This is a genomic window from Nocardioides sp., from assembly GCF_047606145.1.
In the GTDB taxonomy this organism is placed as follows: domain Bacteria; phylum Actinomycetota; class Actinomycetes; order Propionibacteriales; family Nocardioidaceae; genus Nocardioides.
On sequence record NZ_JASGET010000019.1, the window covers coordinates 65,854 to 89,484 of the forward strand.

At 68.9% G+C, this 23,631-nt stretch carries 24 protein-coding genes; 8 read left to right on the top strand and 16 right to left on the bottom strand.

Annotated elements, in window-relative coordinates; all coding sequences use genetic code 11:
* Window positions 1–10 precede the first annotated feature (10 nt).
* The 5 genes from QM638_RS02675 to QM638_RS02695 form a co-directional block, all read right to left on the bottom strand.
* Complete coding sequence (locus QM638_RS02675; protein ID WP_415140390.1) at window positions 11–439, bottom strand: nuclear transport factor 2 family protein; 429 nt, start codon at window positions 437–439, stop codon at window positions 11–13.
* The gene (locus QM638_RS02680; protein WP_415140391.1) at window positions 436–1,455 is read right to left on the bottom strand and encodes a type 1 glutamine amidotransferase domain-containing protein; all 1,020 of its coding nucleotides are present in this window, start codon (window positions 1,453–1,455) and stop codon (window positions 436–438) included. The genes QM638_RS02675 and QM638_RS02680 overlap by 4 nt, the downstream gene beginning before the upstream one ends.
* Window positions 1,456–1,638: 183 nt before the next feature.
* Window positions 1,639–2,037, bottom strand: coding sequence for an SRPBCC family protein (locus tag QM638_RS02685; RefSeq protein ID WP_415140392.1), 399 nt, complete (start codon window positions 2,035–2,037; stop codon window positions 1,639–1,641).
* Window positions 2,038–2,069: 32 nt separating this feature from the next.
* Entirely contained in the window at window positions 2,070–3,110 is a 1,041-nt protein-coding gene (locus QM638_RS02690) for a type 1 glutamine amidotransferase domain-containing protein (protein ID WP_415140393.1), read from the bottom strand.
* 144 nt (window positions 3,111–3,254) lie between these two features.
* Complete coding sequence (locus QM638_RS02695; RefSeq protein ID WP_415140394.1) at window positions 3,255–3,947, bottom strand: hypothetical protein; 693 nt, start codon at window positions 3,945–3,947, stop codon at window positions 3,255–3,257.
* Between the two features lie 983 nt (window positions 3,948–4,930).
* On the opposite strand from QM638_RS02695, the gene QM638_RS02700 reads away from it, so the two are divergent.
* Both QM638_RS02700 and QM638_RS02705 read left to right on the top strand, forming a co-directional pair.
* Window positions 4,931–5,521 (top strand): LysR family transcriptional regulator, encoded by a 591-nt coding sequence (locus QM638_RS02700; protein ID WP_415140395.1) that lies wholly within the window; start codon window positions 4,931–4,933, stop codon window positions 5,519–5,521.
* The gene (locus QM638_RS02705) at window positions 5,521–5,859 is read left to right on the top strand and encodes a LysR substrate-binding domain-containing protein (protein WP_415140503.1); all 339 of its coding nucleotides are present in this window, start codon (window positions 5,521–5,523) and stop codon (window positions 5,857–5,859) included. The genes QM638_RS02700 and QM638_RS02705 overlap by 1 nt, the downstream gene beginning before the upstream one ends.
* Before the next feature lie 70 nt (window positions 5,860–5,929).
* On the opposite strand, the gene QM638_RS02710 is transcribed toward QM638_RS02705, so the two are convergent.
* Complete coding sequence (locus QM638_RS02710; RefSeq protein WP_415140396.1) at window positions 5,930–6,115, bottom strand: hypothetical protein; 186 nt, start codon at window positions 6,113–6,115, stop codon at window positions 5,930–5,932.
* A gap of 144 nt (window positions 6,116–6,259) precedes the next feature.
* Between QM638_RS02710 and QM638_RS02715 the strand changes: the two genes are divergently transcribed.
* The 3 genes from QM638_RS02715 (at window position 6,260) to QM638_RS02725 (ending at window position 9,084) form a co-directional block, all read left to right on the top strand.
* Window positions 6,260–6,997 carry a type 1 glutamine amidotransferase gene (locus tag QM638_RS02715; RefSeq protein WP_415140397.1) on the top strand — a complete coding sequence of 246 codons (738 nt, stop codon included), beginning with the start codon at window positions 6,260–6,262 and terminating at the stop codon, window positions 6,995–6,997.
* 99 nt (window positions 6,998–7,096) lie between these two features.
* Window positions 7,097–8,041, top strand: a complete 945-nt coding sequence (locus tag QM638_RS02720) for a PDR/VanB family oxidoreductase (protein ID WP_415140398.1) — start codon at window positions 7,097–7,099, stop codon at window positions 8,039–8,041.
* 14 nt (window positions 8,042–8,055) lie between these two features.
* Window positions 8,056–9,084 carry a Rieske 2Fe-2S domain-containing protein gene (locus QM638_RS02725; RefSeq protein ID WP_415140399.1) on the top strand — a complete coding sequence of 343 codons (1,029 nt, stop codon included), beginning with the start codon at window positions 8,056–8,058 and terminating at the stop codon, window positions 9,082–9,084.
* Between the two features lie 131 nt (window positions 9,085–9,215).
* On the opposite strand, the gene QM638_RS02730 is transcribed toward QM638_RS02725, so the two are convergent.
* From QM638_RS02730 to QM638_RS02740, 3 genes are all read right to left on the bottom strand, one after another.
* The gene (locus QM638_RS02730; protein WP_415140400.1) at window positions 9,216–10,496 is read right to left on the bottom strand and encodes a cytochrome P450; all 1,281 of its coding nucleotides are present in this window, start codon (window positions 10,494–10,496) and stop codon (window positions 9,216–9,218) included.
* Between the two features lie 98 nt (window positions 10,497–10,594).
* Entirely contained in the window at window positions 10,595–11,701 is a 1,107-nt protein-coding gene (locus QM638_RS02735) for a glutamine synthetase family protein (RefSeq protein WP_415140401.1), read from the bottom strand.
* Complete coding sequence (locus QM638_RS02740; RefSeq protein WP_415140402.1) at window positions 11,674–11,946, bottom strand: hypothetical protein; 273 nt, start codon at window positions 11,944–11,946, stop codon at window positions 11,674–11,676. Before QM638_RS02740 ends, QM638_RS02735 begins: the two co-directional genes overlap by 28 nt.
* Before the next feature lie 121 nt (window positions 11,947–12,067).
* Between QM638_RS02740 and QM638_RS02745 the strand changes: the two genes are divergently transcribed.
* Window positions 12,068–12,874, top strand: a complete 807-nt coding sequence (locus QM638_RS02745) for an acetoacetate decarboxylase family protein (RefSeq protein WP_415140403.1) — start codon at window positions 12,068–12,070, stop codon at window positions 12,872–12,874.
* 69 nt (window positions 12,875–12,943) lie between these two features.
* Complete coding sequence (locus tag QM638_RS02750; protein WP_415140404.1) at window positions 12,944–13,441, top strand: MarR family winged helix-turn-helix transcriptional regulator; 498 nt, start codon at window positions 12,944–12,946, stop codon at window positions 13,439–13,441.
* Between the two features lie 3 nt (window positions 13,442–13,444).
* Here QM638_RS02750 and QM638_RS02755 read toward each other — a convergent pair whose 3' ends face one another.
* The 5 genes from QM638_RS02755 to QM638_RS02775 are packed head-to-tail and all read right to left on the bottom strand — an operon-like array spanning window position 13,445 to window position 19,081.
* Window positions 13,445–14,200, bottom strand: a complete 756-nt coding sequence (locus QM638_RS02755; protein ID WP_415140405.1) for a gamma-glutamyl-gamma-aminobutyrate hydrolase family protein — start codon at window positions 14,198–14,200, stop codon at window positions 13,445–13,447.
* Window positions 14,193–15,695 (bottom strand): aldehyde dehydrogenase family protein, encoded by a 1,503-nt coding sequence (locus QM638_RS02760; protein WP_415140406.1) that lies wholly within the window; start codon window positions 15,693–15,695, stop codon window positions 14,193–14,195. Before QM638_RS02760 ends, QM638_RS02755 begins: the two co-directional genes overlap by 8 nt.
* 22 nt (window positions 15,696–15,717) lie before the next feature.
* Complete coding sequence (locus tag QM638_RS02765; protein ID WP_415140407.1) at window positions 15,718–16,578, bottom strand: fumarylacetoacetate hydrolase family protein; 861 nt, start codon at window positions 16,576–16,578, stop codon at window positions 15,718–15,720.
* Between the two features lie 52 nt (window positions 16,579–16,630).
* Window positions 16,631–17,590, bottom strand: a complete 960-nt coding sequence (locus QM638_RS02770; protein ID WP_415140408.1) for a catechol 1,2-dioxygenase — start codon at window positions 17,588–17,590, stop codon at window positions 16,631–16,633.
* 3 nt (window positions 17,591–17,593) lie between these two features.
* Window positions 17,594–19,081 (bottom strand): aldehyde dehydrogenase family protein, encoded by a 1,488-nt coding sequence (locus QM638_RS02775; protein WP_415140409.1) that lies wholly within the window; start codon window positions 19,079–19,081, stop codon window positions 17,594–17,596.
* A 225-nt stretch (window positions 19,082–19,306) separates the two neighbouring features.
* Here QM638_RS02775 and QM638_RS02780 point away from each other — a divergent pair, with 225 nt between their 5' ends.
* Entirely contained in the window at window positions 19,307–20,845 is a 1,539-nt protein-coding gene (locus QM638_RS02780; protein WP_415140410.1) for an APC family permease, read from the top strand.
* A 439-nt stretch (window positions 20,846–21,284) separates the two neighbouring features.
* Here QM638_RS02780 and QM638_RS02785 read toward each other — a convergent pair whose 3' ends face one another.
* On the bottom strand, window positions 21,285–22,685 hold the full coding sequence (locus QM638_RS02785) for an amidase family protein (protein WP_415140411.1): 1,401 nt from the start codon (window positions 22,683–22,685) through the stop codon (window positions 21,285–21,287).
* Window positions 22,682–23,611, bottom strand: coding sequence for an arginase family protein (locus QM638_RS02790; protein WP_415140412.1), 930 nt, complete (start codon window positions 23,609–23,611; stop codon window positions 22,682–22,684). Before QM638_RS02790 ends, QM638_RS02785 begins: the two co-directional genes overlap by 4 nt.
* Window positions 23,612–23,631 lie beyond the last annotated feature (20 nt).

Genomic DNA, 23,631 nt, shown 5'->3' on the forward strand with positions numbered 1-23,631 from the left:
GTCTTTCTCCTTAGACGATCGTCACGCGGTCCTGCCGCTTCACGGCAAGGCGGCGGTAGAGCTGGTTCTGGCACCAGTAGATGTCGATGCCGACGATCTGGTCGGCATCGACGGTGAAGCGCCAGGCGGTATCGAGGTCCAGGTGCTTCTCCTGGTTGATGGCGTCGAGGAAGTCGGCGGCCTGCGTCCCCTCGATCTTGAACTCGGCGGCGACGACCTTGCCGACCTCGATCACGTCCTTGACCGTGATCAGCAGGTCGGGGAAGGCGGTGACGATGTCCTCCAACAGCTGGTGGATGACATCGGCGTTGCCGCCGCGGATCTGCAGCGGGTAGGCGGTGATGCTGGCCGTGCTGGACACCGTCGACATCGCGCCGTCGACGTCCTTGAGCTTGATCGCGTTGAGGAAGGCCTCAACAGCCTGGCTGGGTGTGCTCACAACAGCTCCAATGCTTTGAGTACGGCGTCGGCGGTGGCCTCGGTCGAGTACGGGTTCTGACCGGTGATCAGGTTCCGGTCGACGACCACATGGGAGGCCCACGGGTAGGGCGCGTCGTCGAAGATCGCGCCGGCGTTCTGCAGCGCGGAGGCGAGCAGCCACGGCATGCCGAGCCGGCCGATCTTGTTCTGGTCCTCCTCCTCGTTGGTGTAGGAGGTGAGCCGGAAGCCCTCGAAGAGCCACTGGCCGTCGATGCGGTCGGGTGCGGCCAGCAGCAGCGCGGGTGCGTGGCACAGGGCCGAGATGGTCTTGCCCTGCTCGTGCAGGACCGAGAGCAGGCGGGCCACGTCGGGGTTCTCCGGGAGGTCGACCATCGGCCCGTGGCCGCCGGGCGCGAACACCGCATCGAACTCGCCGAGCTGCTCGTCGGTGAGGGAGGACAGTGCGACGGGGGCGGCGAAGCCCTCGATCCGGGCCAGGCGGGCCAGCCGGTCGTCGCGGACCGCGGTGCTCGCGGCCTCGAGCTCGGCGACACCGTCGCGCAGCGCCGCCTCGGGGAGGCCCCCGTCGATCCCCTCCGACAGCATCACGTCGACGAGGCGTCGGTGCTGCAGCCAGGCGATCCGCGCGGCCGCGCTGATCAGGTCGTGCGCCTGGCTCGGCGTACGACCGGCGGCGACCATCCGCTGGGCGATGCGGCGGCCCGCGACGAGGTCGAGGTCGGTGGTGTGCTCGAGGGTGATCCGGATGTCGTCGGGGTCGTGCTGGAAGGTCCGGTACACCGAGGCGAAGTAGTCGCGGTCCTCGGCAGGGTAGTGGAAGATCGGCTCCAGGCCGTACGGATCCGGCACCGGGGCCTGGCCGTCGGGCGTCATGACGACCACCTCGACGCCCGCCTCGACGAACCGCTCGTAGGACAGCAGCGCCTCCTCCAGCCAGAAGCCGGTCGGGTGGTCGCTGCTCTCGTGCAGATCGATCGCTCGTGCACTCGACACGAGGAAGGCAATTCGGGGCATCTGGTTCCTCCAGGTAACGGCCTGTTGAAGTGAGAAGAACCCTGCCCCTACGTGTTCTGGAATGCATCGCAGAAAACGGTTGGCCAGTTGCGCATTCCTGCGCTCGACGTGTCTATGTTGCGTCCCGGTGACGCATCAGGGGCCCTCCGCATGACGGAGGGCCCCTCGTGTTTCGTCTCGATGTCAGGCGTGCTGGCCCAGGTAGGCACCCAGGGCGGCGACGGCCTCGCCGATGGCCGGGTCGAACGCGGCGGCTACCCCGTCGGGGACCACGTCGGAGCCGTACATGAGCAGCGAGCGGCCCTCGCCGAGGTCGATCACGTCGAGGGTGCCCAGGTGGACCTCGGGCACGAGGTCGCCGCCGATGATCCGGTACTGATAGCGACGCAGATCCTCATCGAGGGTGACGGTCTCCTCGACCAGGCGGGTGCCGTCGGCCAGCGTCACGTTGCGGCCGACATCGGTCGACTCGGACTCGATGATGCTGGGGAACCACTCGGAGACAGCGCCGATGTCGCGGATCGTGACCCACACGGTGGCGGCGTCGTGGTCGAGCAGGGCATGAGAGCGGATGGAGGTCATGGGGGAACGCTAGCCCCGCACCCATGTCGGATTCAGCGCGATCGATGCCGGGGTCCTGCCAGACCCAGCGCCTTGAGCAGCGCGCCGACGGTGGCCCTGGTGGAGAACGGATTCTGGCCGGTGATGAGGTTGCGGTCGACCACCACGTGCGAGGCCCACGGCTGCGCTGCGTCGTCGAGGATGCCGCCGGCATTCTGCAGCGCGGGCGCCAGGCGCCACGGCAGGCCACCGCGGCCGATCGCGTTCTGGCTCTCCTCGTCATCGGTGAAGCTGGTGAACCGGTAGCCCTCGAAGAGCCACTGCCCGTCCCACCGGTCCGGTGCCGCCAGGAGCGCGGCGGGCCCGTGGCACAGCGCCGCGATCGGCGCCCCTCTCCCGTGGAGGCTGGCGACCAGGCGACCGACGGCCGGGCTCTCGGGCAGGTCGACCATCGCCGCGTGCCCGCCGGGGACGAACATCCCGTCGAACGCGGCCAGGTCGGCGTCGTCCAGATCCTGGAGTGCCACCGGGTGGTGCAGTTCCTCGATCTCGACGAGGCTGGCCGCTCGGTCCTCCGCCATGGCTCGACACACCAGGTCGAGCTCGGCCACCGCCTCGCGCAGGCCCCCCTCCGGCACCCCGCCATCGATGCCTTCGGTCGCCATCACCTCGACCAGGCGGCGGTCCTCGCGCCAGGCGATCTTCGCCGCCGTACTCACGATCCGGTGCGCCTCCTCGGCGGTCCTGCCGGCGAGCACCATCCGGCGGGCGATGCGGCGGCCCGCGGCGAGGTCCAGCTCCGTGGTGTGGTGCAGCGTGATCCGCACATCGTCCGGATCCCGATGGAAGGTGCGGTGGACGGAGGCGAAGTAGCCCCGGTCCTCGAGCGGCTGGTGGAAGACCGGATCCAGGCTGTACGGATCAACGCTCGGTGCCGTGCCGTCGACGGTCATCACGATCGTGTCCACGCCGACGGCCATGAGGCGCTCGTAGGACGTCAGCACCTCCTCGGCCCAGTAGCCGGTGGGGTGCTGAGGGTCGTCGTCCAGGTCGATGGCGCGCGCGCTGCTGACGAGGAAGGCGACACGGGGCATTGGCGCACCTCCTGCCGATCGGGTCGCGCTCACGATGTCGTCGGCGCTTCTGCACGGATTCAACCCCAGGTCGCGATCCTCGCCCAGAGATCCAAGCGATCGGCCGAGATTCACAAAGGTGTTACAGATCCGACATGTCCATCGTCACGAAACATCGTCTCCTAAACGACCTGCGAAACGCTCAATGCCGGTGCGGGATGGCTCAGCCCGGCGAGACCGGGTGCCTCCGGCGGAGCGGTCGCGCACATCCGTGTACTCGGTCTCGAAGCCGCCATCCAGCGGGCGATCGATCACGGAGCCGTTCTCGTCGACGAAGCGCGCGAGGTGGGAGAGGGAAACCGTGTCGCTGCGATTGTCGGGCCCGACGGCATAGTGATCGGGCTCGTGCAACGCGCCTGAAAGCTGTCGGCATCCGCTGCTGTCACTGTCACGGACGCCCCGCCCGCTCCCGCCGATTGCACGGCTCCCGTCGAGCGGCCCGCGGAGAGTCAAGGTGAGTGCGGCGACGACGGCACCGACGAGCGCGACCCCGGCGCCAAGGAACGACGAGGTGTGAAAGCCGATTTCGAAAGCACCGTCGGAAGCCGCAGTGAGCGCGGCGGAGTCGGGGATCCGCGACCCGAGGTCACCGAGAACGGCTTGCGTCTCCTGAATGGAGGCGGCGGCGGTGTCGCGCAGTCCTGCGGGAAGGGCCGCGAGCTGACTGGTGATCTGCGTGCGGTAGACGCCGGAGAGCACCCCGCCGAGCACGGCTGTTCCGAGCGCACCGCCGAGCTGCCGGAAGGAGTTGCTGGTGGCGGAGGCGCAACCGGCGCGTTCCCTGGGGACGGAGGCCATGACGGCCGCGCTTGCGGAGGGCATGATGAACGCGACGCCGACGCCGATGAGGAACAGGGCGGCTTCGACCCTCCAGAGGGGCTGTCGGCGTCGAAGGTGCTGAACAGCAGCAGAGCCGCGGCGAGAGCGAGCATCCCGTACGCGCCGGTGATGCGAGCACCGAAGCGGGTGGCGAGCCTGGGGGTCTGGGCGGAGAACGCGAGTTGGGCGACCGCAAGAGGGAGCAAGAGCAGCCCGGTGGTGAGCACCTCGAGCCGTCGAAGGCCGAGCAGGTAGAACGCGATGGTGAAGATGGCGCCGAGCATGGCGAAGAAGGTGAGCGTCATGACGGTGATGGAGCTGGAGAAATCGCGTGACCGGAACCACTCGACGGGCAGCAGCGGCGCGTGAGTGCGCCGCTCCCACAGGACTAACCTGGCCAGCACGACCGCTCCGGCCAGCGCCACGGGCCACACGCGCGGCTCCGTCCAGTCTCCAGTGTCGCCGCCCTCGATGATCCCGTCGATGAGCAGCACCATGCCCAGCAGCGGCAGCAAGGATGCACCGACGGGCGTTTCCACCATCACCGCCCCTTCTGCTCACCTGCATGGTCTGTGACGAGTCGCCCTGCGCCGTCACGCGCCGTCTCCGTCCGAGGCCAGGCCCCTCCGGACGAGCACGCACTCAATCAGGTTCGATGGAGAAGGGAAGGCAGAGTTTCCGCTTATCGAACATCAACTTGCGCGGCCTGCCTGAGCGGCACGATGACAGGCAGGGTCCCCTTGTGGGGCGCACACCACTCGGACACGACTCCCAGGGATTGCGCTTGAATGACGGCTTTGCACCCGGCCTTTGCGGTGGTGGCCCGCGCCCCCAGCCCCGGTGGCTCGCCGCGCTGATGCGACCGTTTCCGTTGATCGGATCCTCCGCGGGGGTCGACCGGTCAACTAATGCGATGTTTAACTACCCAGCACCGATCAACCAACTGAACGGATCTCATCGACGTGCTCGACGTCCGCCGGCTCCGCCTCCTGGCCGAACTCTCCGCTCACGGAACGCTCGCCGCCGTGGCCGAGCTGCTCCACCAGAGTCCCTCATCGGTGTCGCAGCAACTCACCCAACTGGAGCGCGACGTCGGCGCAGAGTTGCTGCGCAAGTCCGGTCGGCGGGTCGAGCTCACCCCGGCCGCCCAGATCCTGGTCGAGCACACCCAGCTCGTCCTGGCCCACCTCGAAGAGGCCGAGGCCGCCGTGGCGTCCCTCACCGACAACGTCTCGGGTGCCGTCCATCTCGCGGCATTCCAGTCGGCCGCGCTAGCGTTCATGCCCCAACTGCTGACGCGCTTGGCACGTGACTACCCCCGGCTGAAGGTCACAATGTCCCAGCGCCTGCCCGAAGAGGCACTCTTCGGTGCCCGCACCAGCGTTCTCGACCTGGTGATCGCCCAGCAGTACCCCCCACCACCCCGCCGCCCTGCATCCGGGGCTGGACCGGGTTCCGCTGACCACCGACCGTCTGCGACTGGCCGTCCCCCACCGGCGACACATGGCGCGCGATCACGACGCTGGCAGACGCTGGAGACGTTCCCTGGGTGATGGAGCCCCGCCCCGCAGGCTCCCGCGTCTGGGCCGATCATCTGTGCCGAGGCGTCGGATTCGAGCCCGATGTTCGATTCGAGACCGACGACCTCGAGGGTCACCTCGCGCTGGTCGAAGCGGGCACCGCCGTTGCGATCGTGCCCGAGCTGATGATCGTGCGCCGTCAGCCGAACGTACGCTGGATCGACCTCCCCGGCGACCCTCGGCGGGAGGTGTTCACCTCGACCCGAACGGTGATCGCCGCCGCTCCGCAGATCCGGGTGTGTCGCGAGACATTGAGCGAGATCGTGCCCCCGCGACTCGACCTAGGGTCCGCTGGAAGCAGGCAGCTGTAGTCGACCGCCGGCGGAGAGGATCCGAGGTGCTTCCCAGAGCTGGGATTCGCCTCGGGAAGCGCTCCGAGTCTCACGCCAGCAGGTCGCTCTTCGCGACCAGCTCCGCCTCGAAGCCGAACCTCGGCCCCCCGGCCGGCGGCGGCGAGCGCCTGGAGACCTGGGCGTTGGTGCGCTCCACCATATCGCCGCCATAGGAGAGCCCGACCACGTCCACGGCCAGGTCCAGCAGGGCCCGCGGCCGGAGGTCGGCCGTCATCAGCAGGAGCGGGCGCACCACGAGGTCGCGCGCTGAGGCGACGGCAGATGACGCTACGCGAGGATCGTGGACAGGTATCGAGGGAACGGCGAACGCCCGGCCCAGTTGATTGTTTGGATGCAAACCATCTTGTACCGTTTGGCCATGCGAGCCCTGGTGATTACCCACGACCACGTGTCTCCCATCGGTGCGATCGGCGAGCGGCTCGAGCATCACGGCTACGCGCTCGAGACTCACAACGTCGTCTCGGAGGAGAACCACCACACGCCGTGGGTCGCCTCCGTCTTTCCGTCGTTCGCCGACGTCGACCTCGTCGTCACCATGGGGGCGCCGTGGTCGACGTACGACGAGGCGACCGTCGGAGCCTGGGTCCCCGCGGAGCTGGACCAACTGCGCGCAGCCGATGACGCCGGCGTCCCGGTGCTCGGCATCTGTTTCGGCGGGCAGTTGCTCGCCACCGCCCACGGCGGTTCGGTCGCGCGCGCCCCGCGACCTGAGATCGGATGGTCGGAGATCGAGAGCGACGCCGACCATCTCGTTCCCGCCGGCCCGTGGTTCCAGTGGCACTTCGATCGCTGGACCACGCCGGAGGCCGCGACCGAGGTCGCGCGCAACGAGTACGCCTCGCAGGCCTTCACCCTGCGCCGCAATCTCGCCGTGCAGTTCCATCCCGAGCTGAACGGCGCGATGCTCATCGGGTGGCTCGCAGCCGGCGGCGAGCCTGCCCTGATCGAGGCGGGTCACGACGTGGCCGAGCTCGTCAGCGCCACGCACGCCCTGGACGCGCGCAGCCGGAGCCGAGCCCACGCGCTGGTCGACGGGTTCCTCGCCCACGTCGCGACGGCGGACGCTCCGACCGACGGGGCTCGCATCTCCGCCTGATCGCCCGGGCGATGGACGTGACGCACGACACGAGTTATCGTTTGGATACAAACGACAATCCGGAAGTGAGTGACGATGCCGCAGCCCACCCCGCCGCAGATGACCGAGTTCGAGGCCGAGGTCTCGGTCGCTCATGCCGAGAGCGCGGCCGACGACGTCATCCTGCTGACCCTCACCTCGACCGACGGCAGCCCGCTTCCCGCGTGGACGCCTGGCGCCCATGTCGACCTGATCCTCGGCGAGGACCTGGTCCGCCAGTACTCGCTGTGCAGCTCGCCCGCCGATCGGAGCAGCTACCAGGTCGCCGTACTCAAGACGCCGGACAGCCGGGGCGGCTCCGTCGCGGTCCACGACCTCCATGCCGGCGCGCGGGTCCGGATCCGCGGCCCACGCAATCACTTCCCGCTGATCTCGAGTCGCCGCTACCTCTTCATCGCCGGAGGCATCGGCATCACGCCGATGCTTTCCATGATCGAGGAGGCCGACGCGGCGGGTGCGGAATGGGAGCTGCACTACGGTGGCCGCTCGCACGACTCGATGACCTTCCGGGACCTGCTCGCGAAGTACGGCGACCGCGTCAGGCTCGTGCCGCAGGACACGCACGGCATCCTCGATCTGGCCTCCCTGCTCGGGACACCCACGCCCGGCACCCTCGTCTACTGCTGCGGTCCCGAGCCGCTGCTGGCGGCGGTCGAGGAGAGCTGCGCCGCCTGGCCCTCCAACACCCTCCACGTCGAGCGGTTCTCCGCCAAGGAGCGCACAGCCGACGAGGCCGACACCTCCTTCGAGGTGGTCCTCCAGCGCTCGGGCATGACCCTCACCGTCGAGCCGGGGATCAGTGTCTTCGACACCATCCGCGCCGCCGGCGGCAGCGTCCTCGGCTCGTGCCTCGAGGGCATCTGCGGCACCTGCGAGCTCACCGTCCTCGAGGGCGAGGTCGACCACCGCGACTCGGTCCTGGACGAGGAGGAGCGCGAGTCGAACGAGTGCATGATGGTCTGCGTCTCCCGAGCCCGCAGCGAGCGGCTCGTGCTGGACGCCTGAGCGGGGAGGTCCCGATGGTCCGCCGAGCAGCACTGCCCCACCACACCTGGTACGCCGTCGCGGCGTCCGAGGACGTCGGGAGGACGCCCCTGGCCAGGCGTCTCCTCGGCATCCCCGTCGTCCTGTATCGCACCACCGAGGGACGCACGGTCGCCCTCGAGGACCGGTGCGCACACCGCCCGGTCCGCCTGAGCGACGGTCGCGTCGAGGGCGACCTGGTGCGGTCCACCTACACCGGCTTCGCGTACGACGCCACGGGGCGGTGCGTCGACGTCCCGAGCCAGAGCCAGGTGCCCTACGGCGCCGCGGTGCGCGCGTTCCCGGTGCGGGACGACGGCAGCCTGGTCTGGGTCTGGATCGGCGAGCCCGGCCTGGCCGGCCTGCGCACGCTTCCCGACACCGCCGTCCTGCGCGACCCGGCGTGGTCGACCTTCGGCGGGACGCTGGAGACCGAGGCCGGGCTCGGCCTGCTCCTCGACAACTTCTGCGACATCACCCACGTCGCCCACCTCGACCAGGAGATCGCGCCGCCCGTGCTGAGCGCCGGGCCGACGCCTCCCATGGAGGTGGAGGTCGCCGAGACGAGTGTCAGGTTCGTCCGGCACTTCCCCGCCGCTGCGCTCGCGCCCTATCACGCCCAGGTCCTCCAGCTCCCCGGGGAGGCCACCTACACGCAGGTCGAGAGCGGCGAGTTCGTCAGCCCCGGCTGGTGGGTCGATCGCTGGGTGGTCAGCCTCGGTGGCGCGCCGTCCGCCGATCCGACGTTCGTCTTCAGCCACGCACTCGCACCCGTGTCAGCGACCCGGACCCGCCACCTGTGGCGGGTGAGCCGGAACTTCGCCCCGAGCGCCGCTGCCGAAGGCGTCCTACGGCCGCTCTTCGAGGCGTACTACGAGCGCGTGGGCGTCGTCCTGGGCCAGATGCAGCAGATCCTGGACGAGGAGGGCAATCGCCCCGAGGTCAGTGTGGCCGCGGACGCCGCGGTCAGCCACGTCAGGCGGATCCTCCAGCGAATGATCAGCGACGAGGTCGGCCACGCCTGACCCCGGACTGAGACGCAGCCGGGCGGGCCCGCCAGGTGGCGCCCCGCGGCGGCCCCCCCGCCCCCCCGGCCCCCCCGCCCCCGGGGGGCCCCGGGGGGGCCCCCCCCGGCTGCGTCCGCTGAGGAGACAGGTCAGCTCGCCGGAGTGATCTTCACCGGGAACTTCTTGATCCCGTTCACGAAGTTGCTGCGGATCCGCTTGACCTCACCGGCGACCTGGATGTCGTCGATCCGCGGGAGCAGCTCCTCGAACATCAGCCGGATCTCCAGGCGGGCCAGGGCGTTGCCCAGGCACAGATGGGGGCCGCCCTTGCCGAAGGTCATGTGGTCGACGTTGGTCCGCGTGACATCGATCGCGTAGGGGTTCTCGAAGACGGTCTCGTCCCGGTTGCCCGACGCGAACCACATCACGACCTTGTCGCCCTCCTTGATCTGCTTGCCGCCGAGCTCGACGTCGCGCGTCGCCGTCCGGCGGAAGTGGTAGACCGGCGTGGCCCAGCGCAGCATCTCCTCCACGGCTCCCGTCATGAGCTCGGGCCGCTCCTTGAGCAGCCGCATCTGCTCGGGCTGCTCGATCAGGCCGAGCATCGACTGGCTGATCGCGTGCCGGGTGGTCTCGTTGCCAGCGATGACCAGCAGCGAGAAGTAGTTGTTGAAGTCCTGCTGGCTCAGGGGGACCTGGTCCTCGGGCATCCGGTTGGCGAGGATCGAGACCAGGTCGATCCCCTCACCGCCGGTCCGCTTCTCCTTCAGGTCCTGGCCGTAGTCCCAGACCTCCTGCACGGTGGGCGATCGGAAGGGCAGGTGCCGGTACTGCTCCGAGGCGGGGTCATCGAGCCGGACCTTGGCGTAGTCCGGGTCGGTGTTGGCGACCATCTCGTTGCCCCAGGCGATGAGCTGCCCGGTGTGCTCCGGGGGGACGTCGAGGAGGCGAGCCAGGACCTGGATCGGGAAGTCGGCGCTGATCAGCTTCACGAAGTCGATCTGGCCGTCGTTCTCGGCGGCCGCCGCCAAGGCCCGGTCGACCGTCGCCTTGGTGAGCTCGCGCAGGAAGGCCTCGTAGTTCTTCATCAGGTTCCGCGGCGTGAACTCGCGCTGGATGAGCCGGCGCAGGGCTTGATGCCGTACGCCGTCGGTCTCGAGCAGCGAACGCCGGAAGTCACGCAGGTCGTCCTCGACGTCCTCCAGGTTCACGAACTTCTCCGACGTGAAGGTCTCCGAGTCCCGGTCGACGGCCCAGATGTCCTGGTAGCGCGTGACCGCCCAGAACCCGGCCCCGTCGGACTCCTCGGTCCAGTGGACCGGGTCCTCTGCACGGAGGGTGTCGAGCTGGGAATACCCCCGTCCGGCATCGAAGCCGTCGATGTCGGCGAGATCGACCTCGGCGAGGGGAACGGGTGCGTGACGCGGCATGGCGGCGACTCCTTACGACGGTTGCTCTGCGGTTGCCCGCATGGCCTTCACGGCCGCATTGGGACTTCGGTCGCGTCCTCGAGCGAGAACGCGCAGGCTCAGATGTGGTACGTGTACTCGTGGAACTCCCAGTCGGTGATCCACGTGCGGAAGCGCTCGACCTCGTCGCGCTTGTACGCGAGGAACGCATCGACGAAGGTCTCCCCCATCAGCGCACCGAGCTCCTTGTCGCTCTCGAGGGCGTCGAGGGCCTGCGTGAGCTGCTGCGGCAGCTTGTCGGACTTGGCCTCGTCGTAGCCGTAGCCCTCGAGGGGCGCGGGAGCCTCGATCTGGTTCCGGATGCCGAGCAGGGCTCCGGCCAGCATGCCCGCAATGGCGAGGTAGGAGTTGGCACTGGCGTCGCCGAGCCTCAGCTCGAGCCGGCTGGCGGCGCCCCGCTCCGGGGGGATGCGGATCATGGCGCTGCGGTTGTCCAGGCCCCAGTCGATCAGCCAGGGAGCCAGGGTGTCCGGGCCGAAGCGCTTGTAGGAGTTCACGGTCGGGTTGTTCACGGCAGCGATGGCGGGAGCGTGCGCGATGATGCCGCCGATCGCATGCAGCGCCGTCGCGGAGAGGCCGTGGGACGCCTCCGGGTCGTCGAAGACGTTGCGCCCCTCAGCGTCGACCAGTGAGAAGTGCAGGTGGTAGCCGGAGCCGCCCTCGTCGTTGAAGGGCTTGGGCATGAACGTCGCCAGGTTGCCGCGACGGCGCGCGAGCTCCTTCACCGCGTCCTTGAAGCGGTGCGCGCGGTCGGCAGCGTCGAGCGCGTGGCTGTGCCACAGGTTGATCTCGAACTGGCCGGAGGAGAATTCGTGGTTCGCCGCGATCACGTCGATGTCGTAGTCGCCCAGGAGACGCAGCGACTCCAGCAGCACGTTCTCCGGATCTCCCTTGCGGCCCGAGGTGTAGACGTTGCCGGTGCCCTCGCCGTAGCGCCGCCAGCCGGACGAGGACTCGGTCGACTCCTCGAGGATGTAGAACTCCAGCTCCGGTCCGACGATGGGCGTCAGCCCGAGCTCGGCGAACTGCTGGCACACCTGCCGGAGCACATGACGCGGGCTCTCCTCCGCGGGAGTCCCGTCGGGGTTGAAGATGTCGGCGATGCAGTGGGCGACGCCCGGCTCCCACGGGACCGGCTTCAGCGTGTCGAGATCGGGGAAGGCCACGACGTCCGGGAGGCCGGCCGACAGGCCCCCTCGAAGTCGACGACCCCTCCTCGCGGAGTCGTGCCGAAGACCGAGCGGCAGAACGCGACGCCGCCGCCCATCGTGCGAGCGAGGTGGTTGACCAGCACGTCACGCCCCCGATCGACACCGATCAGGTCGGCGTACCCGAGACGGACGACGTCGATGTCGTCGGCCTCGAGCCGCTGTTGCGCCGGGGCGAGGCCGGAGGTGTCGAAGTGAGCCACGATGAAGCCTTTCCGAATCGTTTGGATCCGAACAGTAATCCCGGCCACCGGCGATGGCAAGACTTCCCTGTGATCTGGATAACGCGTAGCGTACGGACCCAAACGAATGTCAGGAGTACGCATGACGCACACGAACGGCTTCCTCTACCCCCGCACCCAGAGCGGGGCATCGTCGCTGATCCCGTCCCCGCCGTGGTTCTACTCAGGTGACCTGCTGACGGTCGAGTACCGCACGGATCCTGCGAAGGTGAAGGCACTCCTCCCGGCTCCGCTCGAGCTCGCGCCCGAGGATCCGGGCGCGGTGGCCCTCATCTGGGCCGACTGGCAGTCCTGCTCGACGGACCGGCACGAGCTCCTCGACCCCGTGCTGTCGCAGTACAAGGAGACCTTCGCCGTCGTGCGCTGCTCCTTCCAGGGCGTCACCTACTCGCGCTGCGTCTTCATCTGGGTCGACAAGGACTTCGCCATCGGCCGCGGCCTCCACCAGGGCTACCCCAAGAAGCTCGGCTCGATGTGGCAGACCCGTCCCCACCCCTTCGCCCAGGCGGCCCCGCAGATCGCTCCGGGCGGTGTGTTCGGCGCCACGCTCGCTGCGGCGGACCGGCGCCTGGCCGAAGCGGTCGTCACGCTGCGCGAGGAGTCGGACACAAACGGCTTCGTGAACGGTCATCCGATGGCCCACCACCGGGTGTTCCCGGACATCGCCGGCCGCGGCGATGCGTACGCCGAGCTCATCTCGTCCGGCGCCAAGTCCTTCTCCGGCGGGCAGGCATGGAGCGGCGACGCCGACCTGCGGCTCTTCGAATCGCCGTCCGAGGAGCTGGCCAGCCTGAGCGTGGACGAGGTCATCGGCGGCTACTTCCGCCAAGTCGGCGTGGAGTGGGACGGCGGGACGACTCTCGCCCACCTCTCCGAGGCGGGCCTCTGACGGGTGCCGGCGCCGCGCCGCCTCGGACGCGCTTCGGTCGACGTGAGAGCCACACCCTAGAGTTCGCTCATGCCTGACCGCCACACCCTCAACGAGGCCGAGAGGGCCACCCGCGAGCGGGTCCAGCACCTTCCGCTGGACTTCGCCGCGTCCCACGCGCTGCTGAGCCTCTACCGTGCGGCCAACGCCGTGCGGGCGCACCTGACGAACACCGTCCTGCGCCCGCACGACCTCACCTGGACCGGCTTCCTGGTCCTGTGGACCCTGTGGATCTGGGACTCGATGGAGACCCGGGACATCGCCGAGTCGGTCGGCATCAGCAAGGGCACCTTGACCGGCGTCGCGAAGACGTTGGCCTCCCGCGGGCTCATCGAGCGCATTCCGAGCGAGGTCGACCGGCGCCTGGTCAACCTGGCACTGACACCGGCCGGGCTGAGTCTGATGGACGAGGTGTACCCGGAGTTCAACAAGACCGAGTCAGCCGTCGTCGGCGGCGTCGAGGCAGCCGACCTCACCACGATGACCGAGGCGCTCCGTGCCCTGGTGGAGACGTCCGAGCATCTCTGAGGCTCAGTTCCGGGCGGCCTCAACGAGGGCGGCGAAGACCGCGAACTGCTGCTCGTCCCGCATCCAGGTGTCCTCCGGATGCCACTGGACACCGAGGAACCACCCGGGTCCCGCAGGGATCTCGACAGCCTCGACGTATCCCTCGTCGGACCGGGCGACCACCTGCATGCCCTCACCCAGCCGGTCCAGGCACTGATGGTGGAAGCAGGACGACTCGATCTTGTCGCCGACGATCCGCGAGAGGGCCGTGTCCGACGCGACCGCGACCGCGTGGACGTGGTGCCGGTGGTTGGTCCGCTCGCCGTAGGTCTCCTCCATGTCCTGGACGACCGTCCCGCCGCGCACGGCGTTCACGACCTGGAGCCCGCGGCAGACGGCGAGAAGCGGCGTACCCGCCGCGAGGCTGACCCGGGCCACGGCGAGATCGAAGGCGTCCTGCTCGTCGTCGACATCGTAGAGAGACGCGTGCGCGTCCTGACCCGACCAGTGCGCGCCCAGGTCGCCGCCGCCGGGCAGGAGGACACCGTCGGCGATCGCCAGCCGCTGAGCCACCTCGTCGTCGCTGACCCGGCCCGCGGGCGCGTGCGGGTGCAGGACAAGGGGTTCGCCCCCGGCGGCGAAGACCGCCGCGGCGAGGTTGCGAGCCGTCACCTCGGCGCCGTAGCGAAGAGCCGAGGCGCTCGCGGAGAAGCGCGCCGGGATGAGGATCCGCGGACGGGCCGGCGGACGCTCGTGCGCGCCGGGATCGACCTCAGCCATAGTTGATCCAGGTGGTCTTGAGATCGGAGTACTCCGCCAGCGCGTGACGGGACTTGTCCCGCCCGAAGCCGGAGAGCTTCACCCCGCCGAAGGGGACGCTGAGGTCGCCCTCCTCGTAGCAGTTCACCCACACCGTTCCGGCGCGCAGCTCGCGAGCCACGCGGTGCGCGGTGCCGAGATCCGAGGTCCACACCGCCGCCGCCAGGCCGTACGGCGTGTCGCCGGCCACTTTGACGGCCTCGGCCTCGTCGGCGACCTCGAGCACCGAGAGGACGGGTGCGAAGAGCTCCTCGCGGACGAGGAGGTTGTCGTGGCCGAACCCGGTGACGACCGTCGGCTCGAGATAGGGGCCGCCGCTGCCCTGGCGGGCACGCTGGCCGCCGGCGCGGATCTGGCCACCACCGCGAACACCCTCCTCGAGCTGGCCGAGGATGCGGCCCAGCGAGCGCTCGTCCACGATCGGGCCCATCCGGGTGGCGGGGTCGAGCGGGTCGCCGGGCGCCCACTGCTCCGAGGTGGCCACGATCCGGTCGACGACCTGCTCGGCGACGTCGCGGTGGACCACGAGGCGAGAGCCGGTGGTGCACATCTCGCCATTGTTGAAGAAGATCGCCCACGCGGCGGTGTCGGCGGCGGCATCCAGGTCGGGGGCGTCCGGGAGGATGATGTTCGGCGACTTCCCGCCGAGCTCGAGGTAGACCCGCTTGAGGTTGCTGTCGGCGCTGTAGCGCAGGAAGTGCCGGCCGACGGCGGTGGAGCCGGTGAAGGTCAAGATGTCGACGTCGGGATGCTCTCCCAGCGTCCGGCCGACCACGACGCCGTCCCCGCTGACGACATTGAGCACGCCAGGGGGCAGACCCGCCTCGACGCCGAGCTGGGCGACCCGCTGCATCGAGAGGGGCGACTGCTCGGCGGTCTTCAGGACGACGGTGCACCCCGCCGCCAGGGCCGGCCCGATCTTCCACCCCGCCAGCGTCAGCGGGAAGTTCCACGGCACGACCGCGGCCACGACCCCCGCCGGCTCGCGGGTCACGAGTGCGATCTCGCCGGCGACGGTCGGCGCGATCTCGCCGTGCTCCTTGTCGGCGAGCTCGCCGTAGTAGCGCAGCGTCCGGATCAGGGCGCGCAGCTCGATCTCGTGGGCGACGCGGATGGGCTTGCCCATCTCGAGGCTCACGAGCAGCGCCAGCTCGTCGCGGTGCTCGTCGACGAGCGCGGCGAAGGCCTGGAGGACCTCGCCTCGCTCGCGCGGGTGCAGCCGGGGCCACGGCCCGTGGTCGAAGGCTCGATGGGCCTCGGCGACCGCTCGGTCGGCGTCCTCGGCGCCCGCCCAGGCGAGCTCCCCGAGGGCCGATCCGTCGCGGGGGGTCACGATGGTCCTGGTGGCCGCGGCCTCGCGGAACTCACCACCGACGAACACACCGCCGGGAAGCTCGAGCTCGGCTGCGCGGGCCTCCCAGTCCGTCGAGGCGACCGGGTCGGTCTGGGTGGTCATCGTCGTTCGCCTTCCTTCGAGCTCAGTGGGCGGCCGGGGCCGGCTTGCGGATGCCGCGGAGCTCCCAGTCGCCACCCTTCGCGGTGGAGAGGACCTCCTCGGACTCGGTCGGCTGCGCGCCGACGTCGGTGCGGATCGGCGTCGGGCCGGTGACGATGTGGTTGCGCAGGGTGCCCAGGCCCTCGACCTCGACCTCGACGACGTCACCGGGATAGACGGTGCGGGAGGTCGCCGGCGTACCGGAGAGGAGGAGATCGCCGGGATGCAGCGTGATGGTGCGGGCGATGTCGGCGACGAGGTAGTGCATGTCCCACTCCATCTCGTCGGTGTTGCCGTCCTGCTTCACCTCGCCGTTGACCAGCGTGCGGATCTGCTTGCCGCGGAAGTCCCAGCCCTCGATCACGCCGGGACCGACCGGGCAGAGCGTGTCGGCACCCTTGACCCGCAGCATCGAGCCGGAGTCGGTGTCGCGGAAGTCGTGCAGTCCGTAGTCGTTCGCGACGGTGTAGCCGCGGATGTACTCACCCGCCTCCTCGGGGGAGATGTTGCGCGCCGTCCTCCCGATCACGATCGCGATCTCGCCCTCGTAGTTGAGCCAGTTGCAGCCCTCGGGGCGGACCACCGCGGCGTCGTGGCTGTTGAGCGCGGTGACGGGCTTGTGGAAGTACGTCGGCGCCGGCGGGAGCGAGGTGCCGAACTCCGCCACGCGGCTGGAGTAGTTGAGGTGGACGCAGATGATCTTCTGCGGCGTCACCGGTGGCAGGTGGACGGCATCGACGATCGCGACGACGCGGCCGTCGCCGGCGATCATGCTCTCACCGTCGCGGACGACGTCGACGGCGTTGCCGTCCAGCAGGATGCGGCGGGTCTCACGCAGGGTCATGATGTCTCTCTCGTCTGGGTTCTGCTGGGTTCTGCTGGGATGGTGCGCCGGGTCAGCCGGCAGCGGGGATGTCGGCACCGGCCGCGCCCGTCTGCCGGGCGAACTCCAGGTCGAGCGGGGTCGTCTTCGGCGCGGGGAAGCCGTCGGCCGGGCGGTCGAACCAGAGGTGGACCTGACCGGTGCCGACGGAGTTCTCGTACGCGCCGAACTGGCGGGCCGGAGCCGTGCAGAGCTCCTCGCCGAGCGCGCCGATCATCATCAGGTAGTGCATGAACTTCGCCTCGGGCTTGTGCGCGTAGAACTCGGGCATCGTGTCGAGGACGCGGCGGTGGTCGCCCGCCTTGAACCACTCGATGCGCTCGAGATCGGCGGCCAGGGCCTCCGGGCTGTAGATGTGCTCGTGACCCGCCGCCTCGTGGTCGCGCAGCTTCCGCAGCGGCCAGAAGGTGTGCGAGAGCGCACCGGATGCGATCACGAGCACCTTGCGATCCGACTCGGCGATCGCCTGGCCGAGGGCGCGGCCGAGGCGGAAGCAGTCCTCCGCGTCGGCGGTCTGGCACACGCCGATGGAGACCCAGCGCTTGTCGGGCAGGCCCTGACCGAGGTACTCCCACAGGTTGGTGGTGGCGTAGAAGATCGGGAGCTCGTGGTCGTCGATCGCTGTGATCCAGGTCGAGTTCTCCTCCGCCTTGCTCGCGATCGCGTGGGCGAGCTCGGGGTCGCCGGGGAAGTCGTAGGGGCGTCGCTGCATGCCACGCGGCAGCTCCTCGGAGGTGAAGAGCCCGCTGCGACGGTCCTGCGCGGTGACGACGAACTCCACCGTGGTCGCCCAGTGGGAGTCCAGGAGGACGACCGTGTCGTAGTCGAGGGTGTCGAAGACGTCGGCGCGCAGCTCGTGCAGCCCCGAGACCAGCGTGCTGTCCTCGCCGTTGTTGAGCTCGCGCCGGATCTCCTCGGAGAGCATGATCGTCGGAACGTGCGCCAGGAGACCGGCGCCCACCACTTCACCCATGGCTTACGCCTCCTTGCTGTCGGCCCAGCCCTGGGGACTGAAGACGCTGTTCTTGATGTCGGTGTAGAAGTCGAAGGACCAGATCCCGCCCTCGCGCCCGATCCCCGAGCGGCCGTTGCCCCCGAAGGGCGCCTCGAGGTCGCGCACGAAGAAGCAGTTGACCCAGACGGTGCCCGCGTCCAGCTGGGCGGAGACCCGCTCGGCGCGCTCAGGGTCGCCCGTGACGAGGGTCGCGGCGAGCCCGAAGCGGGTGTCGTTGGCGCGGCGGACGGCCTCGTCGTCGGTGTCGAAGGCCTCGATCGTGACCACCGGCCCGAAGACCTCCTCGGTCGTGATCTCCGCGTCGGGCTTGGCGTCGACCAGGATGGTCGGCCGGAAGTAGAGGCCGCCGAGCTCCTCGTTCGGGCTTCCGCCGAGCAGCGGCCGGGCGCCGCCGTCGATCGCACGCTCGACGAAGCCACTGATCTGGTCGAAGTGACGCCGCGAGATCAGGGCGGAGACGTCGGTCCCCTCCTCACGGGGGTCGCCCTGCTGGAGCTTCGACGCGCCCTCGACGACCCGCCGGGTGAACTCCTCGACCAGGGAGGAGTGCACGAGCATCCGGGCCGCCTTGAGACAGACCTGGCCGGCGTTGTCGAACTGCTCGACTGCGATCTCGACGGCGAGGTCGAGATCGGCATCCTCGAGCACGACCAGCGGCGACTTGCCGCCGAGCTCGTAGGAGAGCGGGACGATGTTCTCGGCAGCCGCCTTGGAGATGACGCCCGCGGTCGGCACCGACCCGGTGAAGGCGAGACGGTTGATCCCCGGGTGGGCGGTCAACGGGGCGCCGGCCTCGGCGCCGGTGCCCTGCACGACGTTGAACACACCGGCCGGCACGCCGGCCTCGGCCATGATGTCGGCCAACAGGCTCGCGGTGAGCGGCGCCCACTCCGGCGGCTTCACCACGACGGTGTTCCCCGCCGCCAGGGCAGGACCGATGCGCCAGGTCGCGAGCATCAGCGGCGCGTTCCACGGCGTGATGATCGCGACGACACCGGCCGGGTCGTAGCTGATCCGCTGCCGGTGCCCCCGGCCGGGGACCTCCATGTCGGGGTGACCCAGCTTCTTCTCGGCGAAGTCGGCGAAGGCACGGAAGTTCATCGCCACCCGCGGCATCACGCCGCGCCGGTGGCTGCGGATCAGGGAGCCGTTGTCACGGGTCTCGACCAGGGAGAGGTCCTCGATGCGGGCCTCGATGCCGTCGGCGACGCGGCGCAGGATCGCTGACCGCTCGGCGACCGGCAGAGCGGCCCACGCGGGGAATGCCCGGCGCGCGGCAGCCACCGCCGCGTCGACCTCGGCCTGCCCGCCGGCCGCGACCTGAGCGGTCTCGGCCTCGTCGATGGGCGAGATGTCGGCGAAGGTGGTGGCCGACGCGACCCGCTGGCCCCCGATCCAGTGCCGGGTGTCGACGGCCACGCCGTCGACGTCGGCGATGTGCTTGTCCATGAGGCTCCTTCGTCACGGCGTCCACCCTCGAGAGTGGAGAATCGTGGGATCGTTTGGCCCCAAACGTAATTTGTGGCCCACCTCTCGTCAAGGGCGGACGGCACCCACTCCTGAACAGATGCGGCAACTCGTCTGGAACCAAACGTTCACACCCAAAAGTCTCGACAAGTCGTTTGGGTCCGAATATCTTTCCGTAATCCACGTCACACGGAATGAGGGACACTCATGACTGCAGAGCAGGGGACGCCGACAGCGCCGCACAGCCTTCCCCCCGACGAGAGCCTTTCCGCCAACCGGCTCGGGATCGCGGGAGTCGTCTTCTTCGTCGTCGCCGCGGCTGCACCGCTGGTGGGCATGACCGGTGCGGTCCCCGTCGCCATCGTGCTGGGCAACGGCGCCGCCGCACCCGGCGCGTATCTGGCCGCCGGCCTGGTCCTCCTGGTCTTCAGCGTCGGCTACTCCTCGCTGAGCAGCAGGGTCAGCAACACCGGAGCCTTTTTCGCCTTCGTCGGACGCGGGCTCGGCATCGTGCCGGGGGTCGGATCGGCCTTCGTCTCGTTGCTCGCCTACCTCGCGATCCAGCTCTCCATCTTCGGATTCTTCGGCGCGACCGCCGCGAGCCTGTTCGCGAGCGACGTCGGCCTCGACCTGTCGTGGTGGGCCTGGGCGCTCATCGCGTGGGCGATCGTCCTGCTCCTGTCGATCCTCCAGGTCGACATCGGTGCCAAGGTGCTCGGCGTCCTGATGCTGGTCGAGGTGTGCTCGCTCGGTCTCGTCGCGGTCGTCGTCCTCTTCCAGGGCGGCGGGCCGGACGGACTTGGCTTCTGGGACTCCTTCTCACCGTCGAAGATCTTCGCCGGCGGCTTCGGGGGCTCCGCAGGCATCGCGCTCGCCTTCGCGTTCGCGTCCTACATCGGCTTCGAGGCGACCGCGATCTACGCCGAGGAGACGAAGAACCCCAAGCGCAGCGTCCCTATCGCGACGTACACGGCCGTGTGCGTCATCGCGCTCCTCTTCGCCACCACGTCCTGGGCGGTGGTCAGCGGCATCGGCAGCGACCACGTCGTCGATCGGGTCGCCGAGGTCTCCAGCCTCGACGGCACCCCGCTGGCCGACCCCGCCGCCGTACTCTTCTCCGTCGCCGACGAGTACGTCGGTCACTGGCTCTCGGTGCTGATGAGCTGGCTGGTCCTCTCCAGCCTGTTCGCCGGCCTGCTGGCCTTCCAGAACAGCGCGTCGCGCTACTTCTTCTCCATGGGACGCGCCCGCGTCCTCCCGCGTGCCCTCGACCGCGTGAACCACCGGGCCGCGCCGATCATCGGAGCGGTGACGACCTCGGTGATCACGTTCCTCGTCATCGTGTACTTCGCCGCCACCGGCAAGGACCCCGTCCTCAACCTGTTCTACTGGTTCAGCGGTACGGCGGTGCTCTCGATCGTGCTGGTCGAGGTGCTGGTCTCCCTGGCGGTGATCGTCTACTTCCGGCGTACGCACGAGGACACCCGGGTGTGGAACACGCTCATCGCTCCGATCGTCGCCATCCTCGGTCTCGCCTCGGCGGCCTACCTGATCGTCGCGCGCTTCGGGCTCCTGGCAGGCACGGTGGCGAGCGCCGAGGAGTCGATGAACGCGTTCGCGCTTTCGGCGACCGGCTGGGTCCTCGTGCTGCTGCCCTTCATCGTCTTCATCGTAGGAGTGGCGGTCGGCGCCGCCCGCCAGAACCGAGGTGACAGTGCCGAGGCCATGGCTGACCTGGTTAGCTAATCGATCGCAGCAGTCGTGGCCCTACTTCAATGCCGTCGGAGCCTCGCTTCTATCGCAGGCAGTCGGACGGCACCACGATGCCCTCGAAACTCCATCCGCCGAGCGGGCGGCCACCGTCGTCAAGGCCATCGCCTTGCATCGCCGGCGAAGACCACGGCGCCGATCGCGATCCGCAAGGCAACGACCAACCTGCAGGCGGCATTCAACAAAGCGACTCAGCGCACCTGGGCGTCGAGCTGACCTGTTGTCGCGGCCCCCAGCGGCGGCGTGGGCGGTCAAGCTCAGATTGGGTGCACCTGTTCTAGACTTGTACACCGGACCGACATCTTCAGAAGTCCACTTGTTGCTGAACCGGTCGAGGTGAACTCAGTGGAGTCCGGCAGAGGCCGCCTTCACCGAGCGAACCGCCCGAACCGCCGAACCCGATGCAGAGTCCGCGTCACTGCTCCCGGAAGACTTCCTCGACACGGGCTGCGACACGGAGTACTGAAAGATCGTCGCCGGACCACCCCTCGACGCAAAGGCCTATCGGAAGCGACCCCTCCGAGGGCACTGGCACAGAAACGGAGGGCATGCCTGCAGTGGAACCGGGGCCTGTGTTGCGCATTGACGTCGTGAAGACAGGAACGTCGCGCCCGTTGTGTGGCGTCGTGTCATCGTCACCTAGTAGTGGCGCCAGCAACGGCGTGGTGGGAAAGACCAACGCATCGAGCTGGTGCCGCGTGTCTACTCCCAAAGCGCTCGCGTAGGACTGTCGCAGAATGTCGCGTGTCGCACAGGCCTCGACGTACAGCGACTCCGGCACCGGGTCCGCAACGGCATGCTGCATCGCAGCATGTACGTCGGGCGACGCCACATGCCTGAGGACCTCGTTGAACGACAGGTTGCATTCGGGTCCAGGGAGCGACGCGAGGTAGGCACTGAGGTCCCGGACGAGTTCGTAGAACACGATCGGGAACCCGCACCGCTCGTCCAATTCGTGGGCCCCGCGCACCTCGACCTCCAGCAGTTCGCAGCCAGCGGCATCAAGGAGATCCAGGGCCTGTCCGATGCCTCGTTTAACAGCAGGATCAAGGTCGTCGAAAAACCCCTGCCTCGGTACGCCCAGGCGGATCATGGTCCGAGCCTCTGGGCCGTCGAACCCTCGGCGAGTAACGAGGCGGTCGACGACGTCTACGTCGTGCACACTCGTGGCGAAGACACCAACAGTGTCGCGCGTGTGCGAGATCGGGACGACGCCGCCCAAGCCCCAACGCCCGGTCGTGGGTCGGAAGCCCACCACACCGCAGTGTGCGGCAGGAATACGCATAGAGCCGCCGGTGTCGGTGCCGAGAGCAATGGGGACGATGCCTGCGGCGACGGCCGCAGCAGATCCTCCTGAGGAGCCACCCGCGGAGCGACTGAGATCATGTGGATTGCGAACTGGCCCGTACGCCGCGTTGTTGCTTGTGATTCCCAGGGCGAGTTCGTGCAGGTTCGTCTTGCCGATGACGCCAGCCCCTACCGACCGCAGACGTGCGACGGCCGGGTGATCGCGGTGTGGGCGTGAGAACTCCAGTGCTCGCGTGCCTCCCGTGGTGGCGAAGTCGCGGGTGTCGATGTTGTCCTTCACCGCCACAGGTACACCCTGTAGCGGCCCTCCGCTCCGCTCGTATCGCACCGATGCGGGCGATTCGGCGATCGCGATGAACGCTCCGAGCTCGGATTCGGTATGCGCAGCGCCAAGCGCCGCAGCGATAGCGCCCCCCTCTTGGTGGCGCTCGGCTCGGCGAGCGCCACCGATCCCGGGCGTGGATGCGAAACCGCCCGGAACATCGTCAGCCGTTACTCCTCCCGTCATGCGCGCTTGCTGCCCATCGCGACGCGAGCAACCTCGCTCACAAGAGGCGGAAGAACCGTGCGTGCCCGCTCATCCACGGTCGGGTCGTAGCACGTGAAGTTGACTGCCGCGATTCTCATATCGGCAGCGATGCGCTCCACAGCCCAGATGATCTGGTCCGGCGTCGGGCCGCCCGGGGCCGTGTGATGGTGACCGCGCATGTGCTCTGGGTCGATAACATCGGTGTCGATGTGAACGTAGGTGACGCTCGTCTGACGGCTCAGAGCCTCGACGGCCACCGACATCGCGCCTTCGAAGCCAAGCTCCGCGATCGCTTGTGGATCCACCAGGGTCCCCAGGCCCTGTCGCTGCTTGTCCCATGGCTGAATGAAACGGGTGTCGTGCATGCCCACCGACGCGATCCGCGACTCCGGGATGACACGGAAGCCTTCGACCTGCTCGCGATAGTGCGGCCAGCATTGACCTGCGATAGTCGAGACTGGCATGCCCTCGAACAGTCCCTCAGTGGTGGTATCGGGCGTCTGCGCGTCAGCGTGGGCGTCGAACCAGAACATGCTCATCAGCGGATCCGACAGACCAGCGACAACCCCCAGCGAGCTGTTGCATCCGCCTGCCGAAATCACCGGCAGGCGCCCACGAGAGGTCGCCTCTCGCACGGCCCGGGCAAGCCCGTTGTTCTGTGCCAGCTGGCGCGTCATCTGATCGCCCGCGGGCCAGGTCGGCCGACCCTGCTGCGGCGGGTCCTCCGGCTCGTCTAGGTCGTCGAGCCACACTCGCTCAACGTCCTCGCACCAGTCTCCGACCCGCGAGGGCACAGCATCGGAAGCCATCAGGACCTCCGGGCCACAGGCCATCTGATATCCAGTGCCTCCCCCGCGCCGTCCGAACTGATAGGGCAGGCCGATCAGCGTCACGCCGTCGTACATAGGAACATCCCATCTTCATG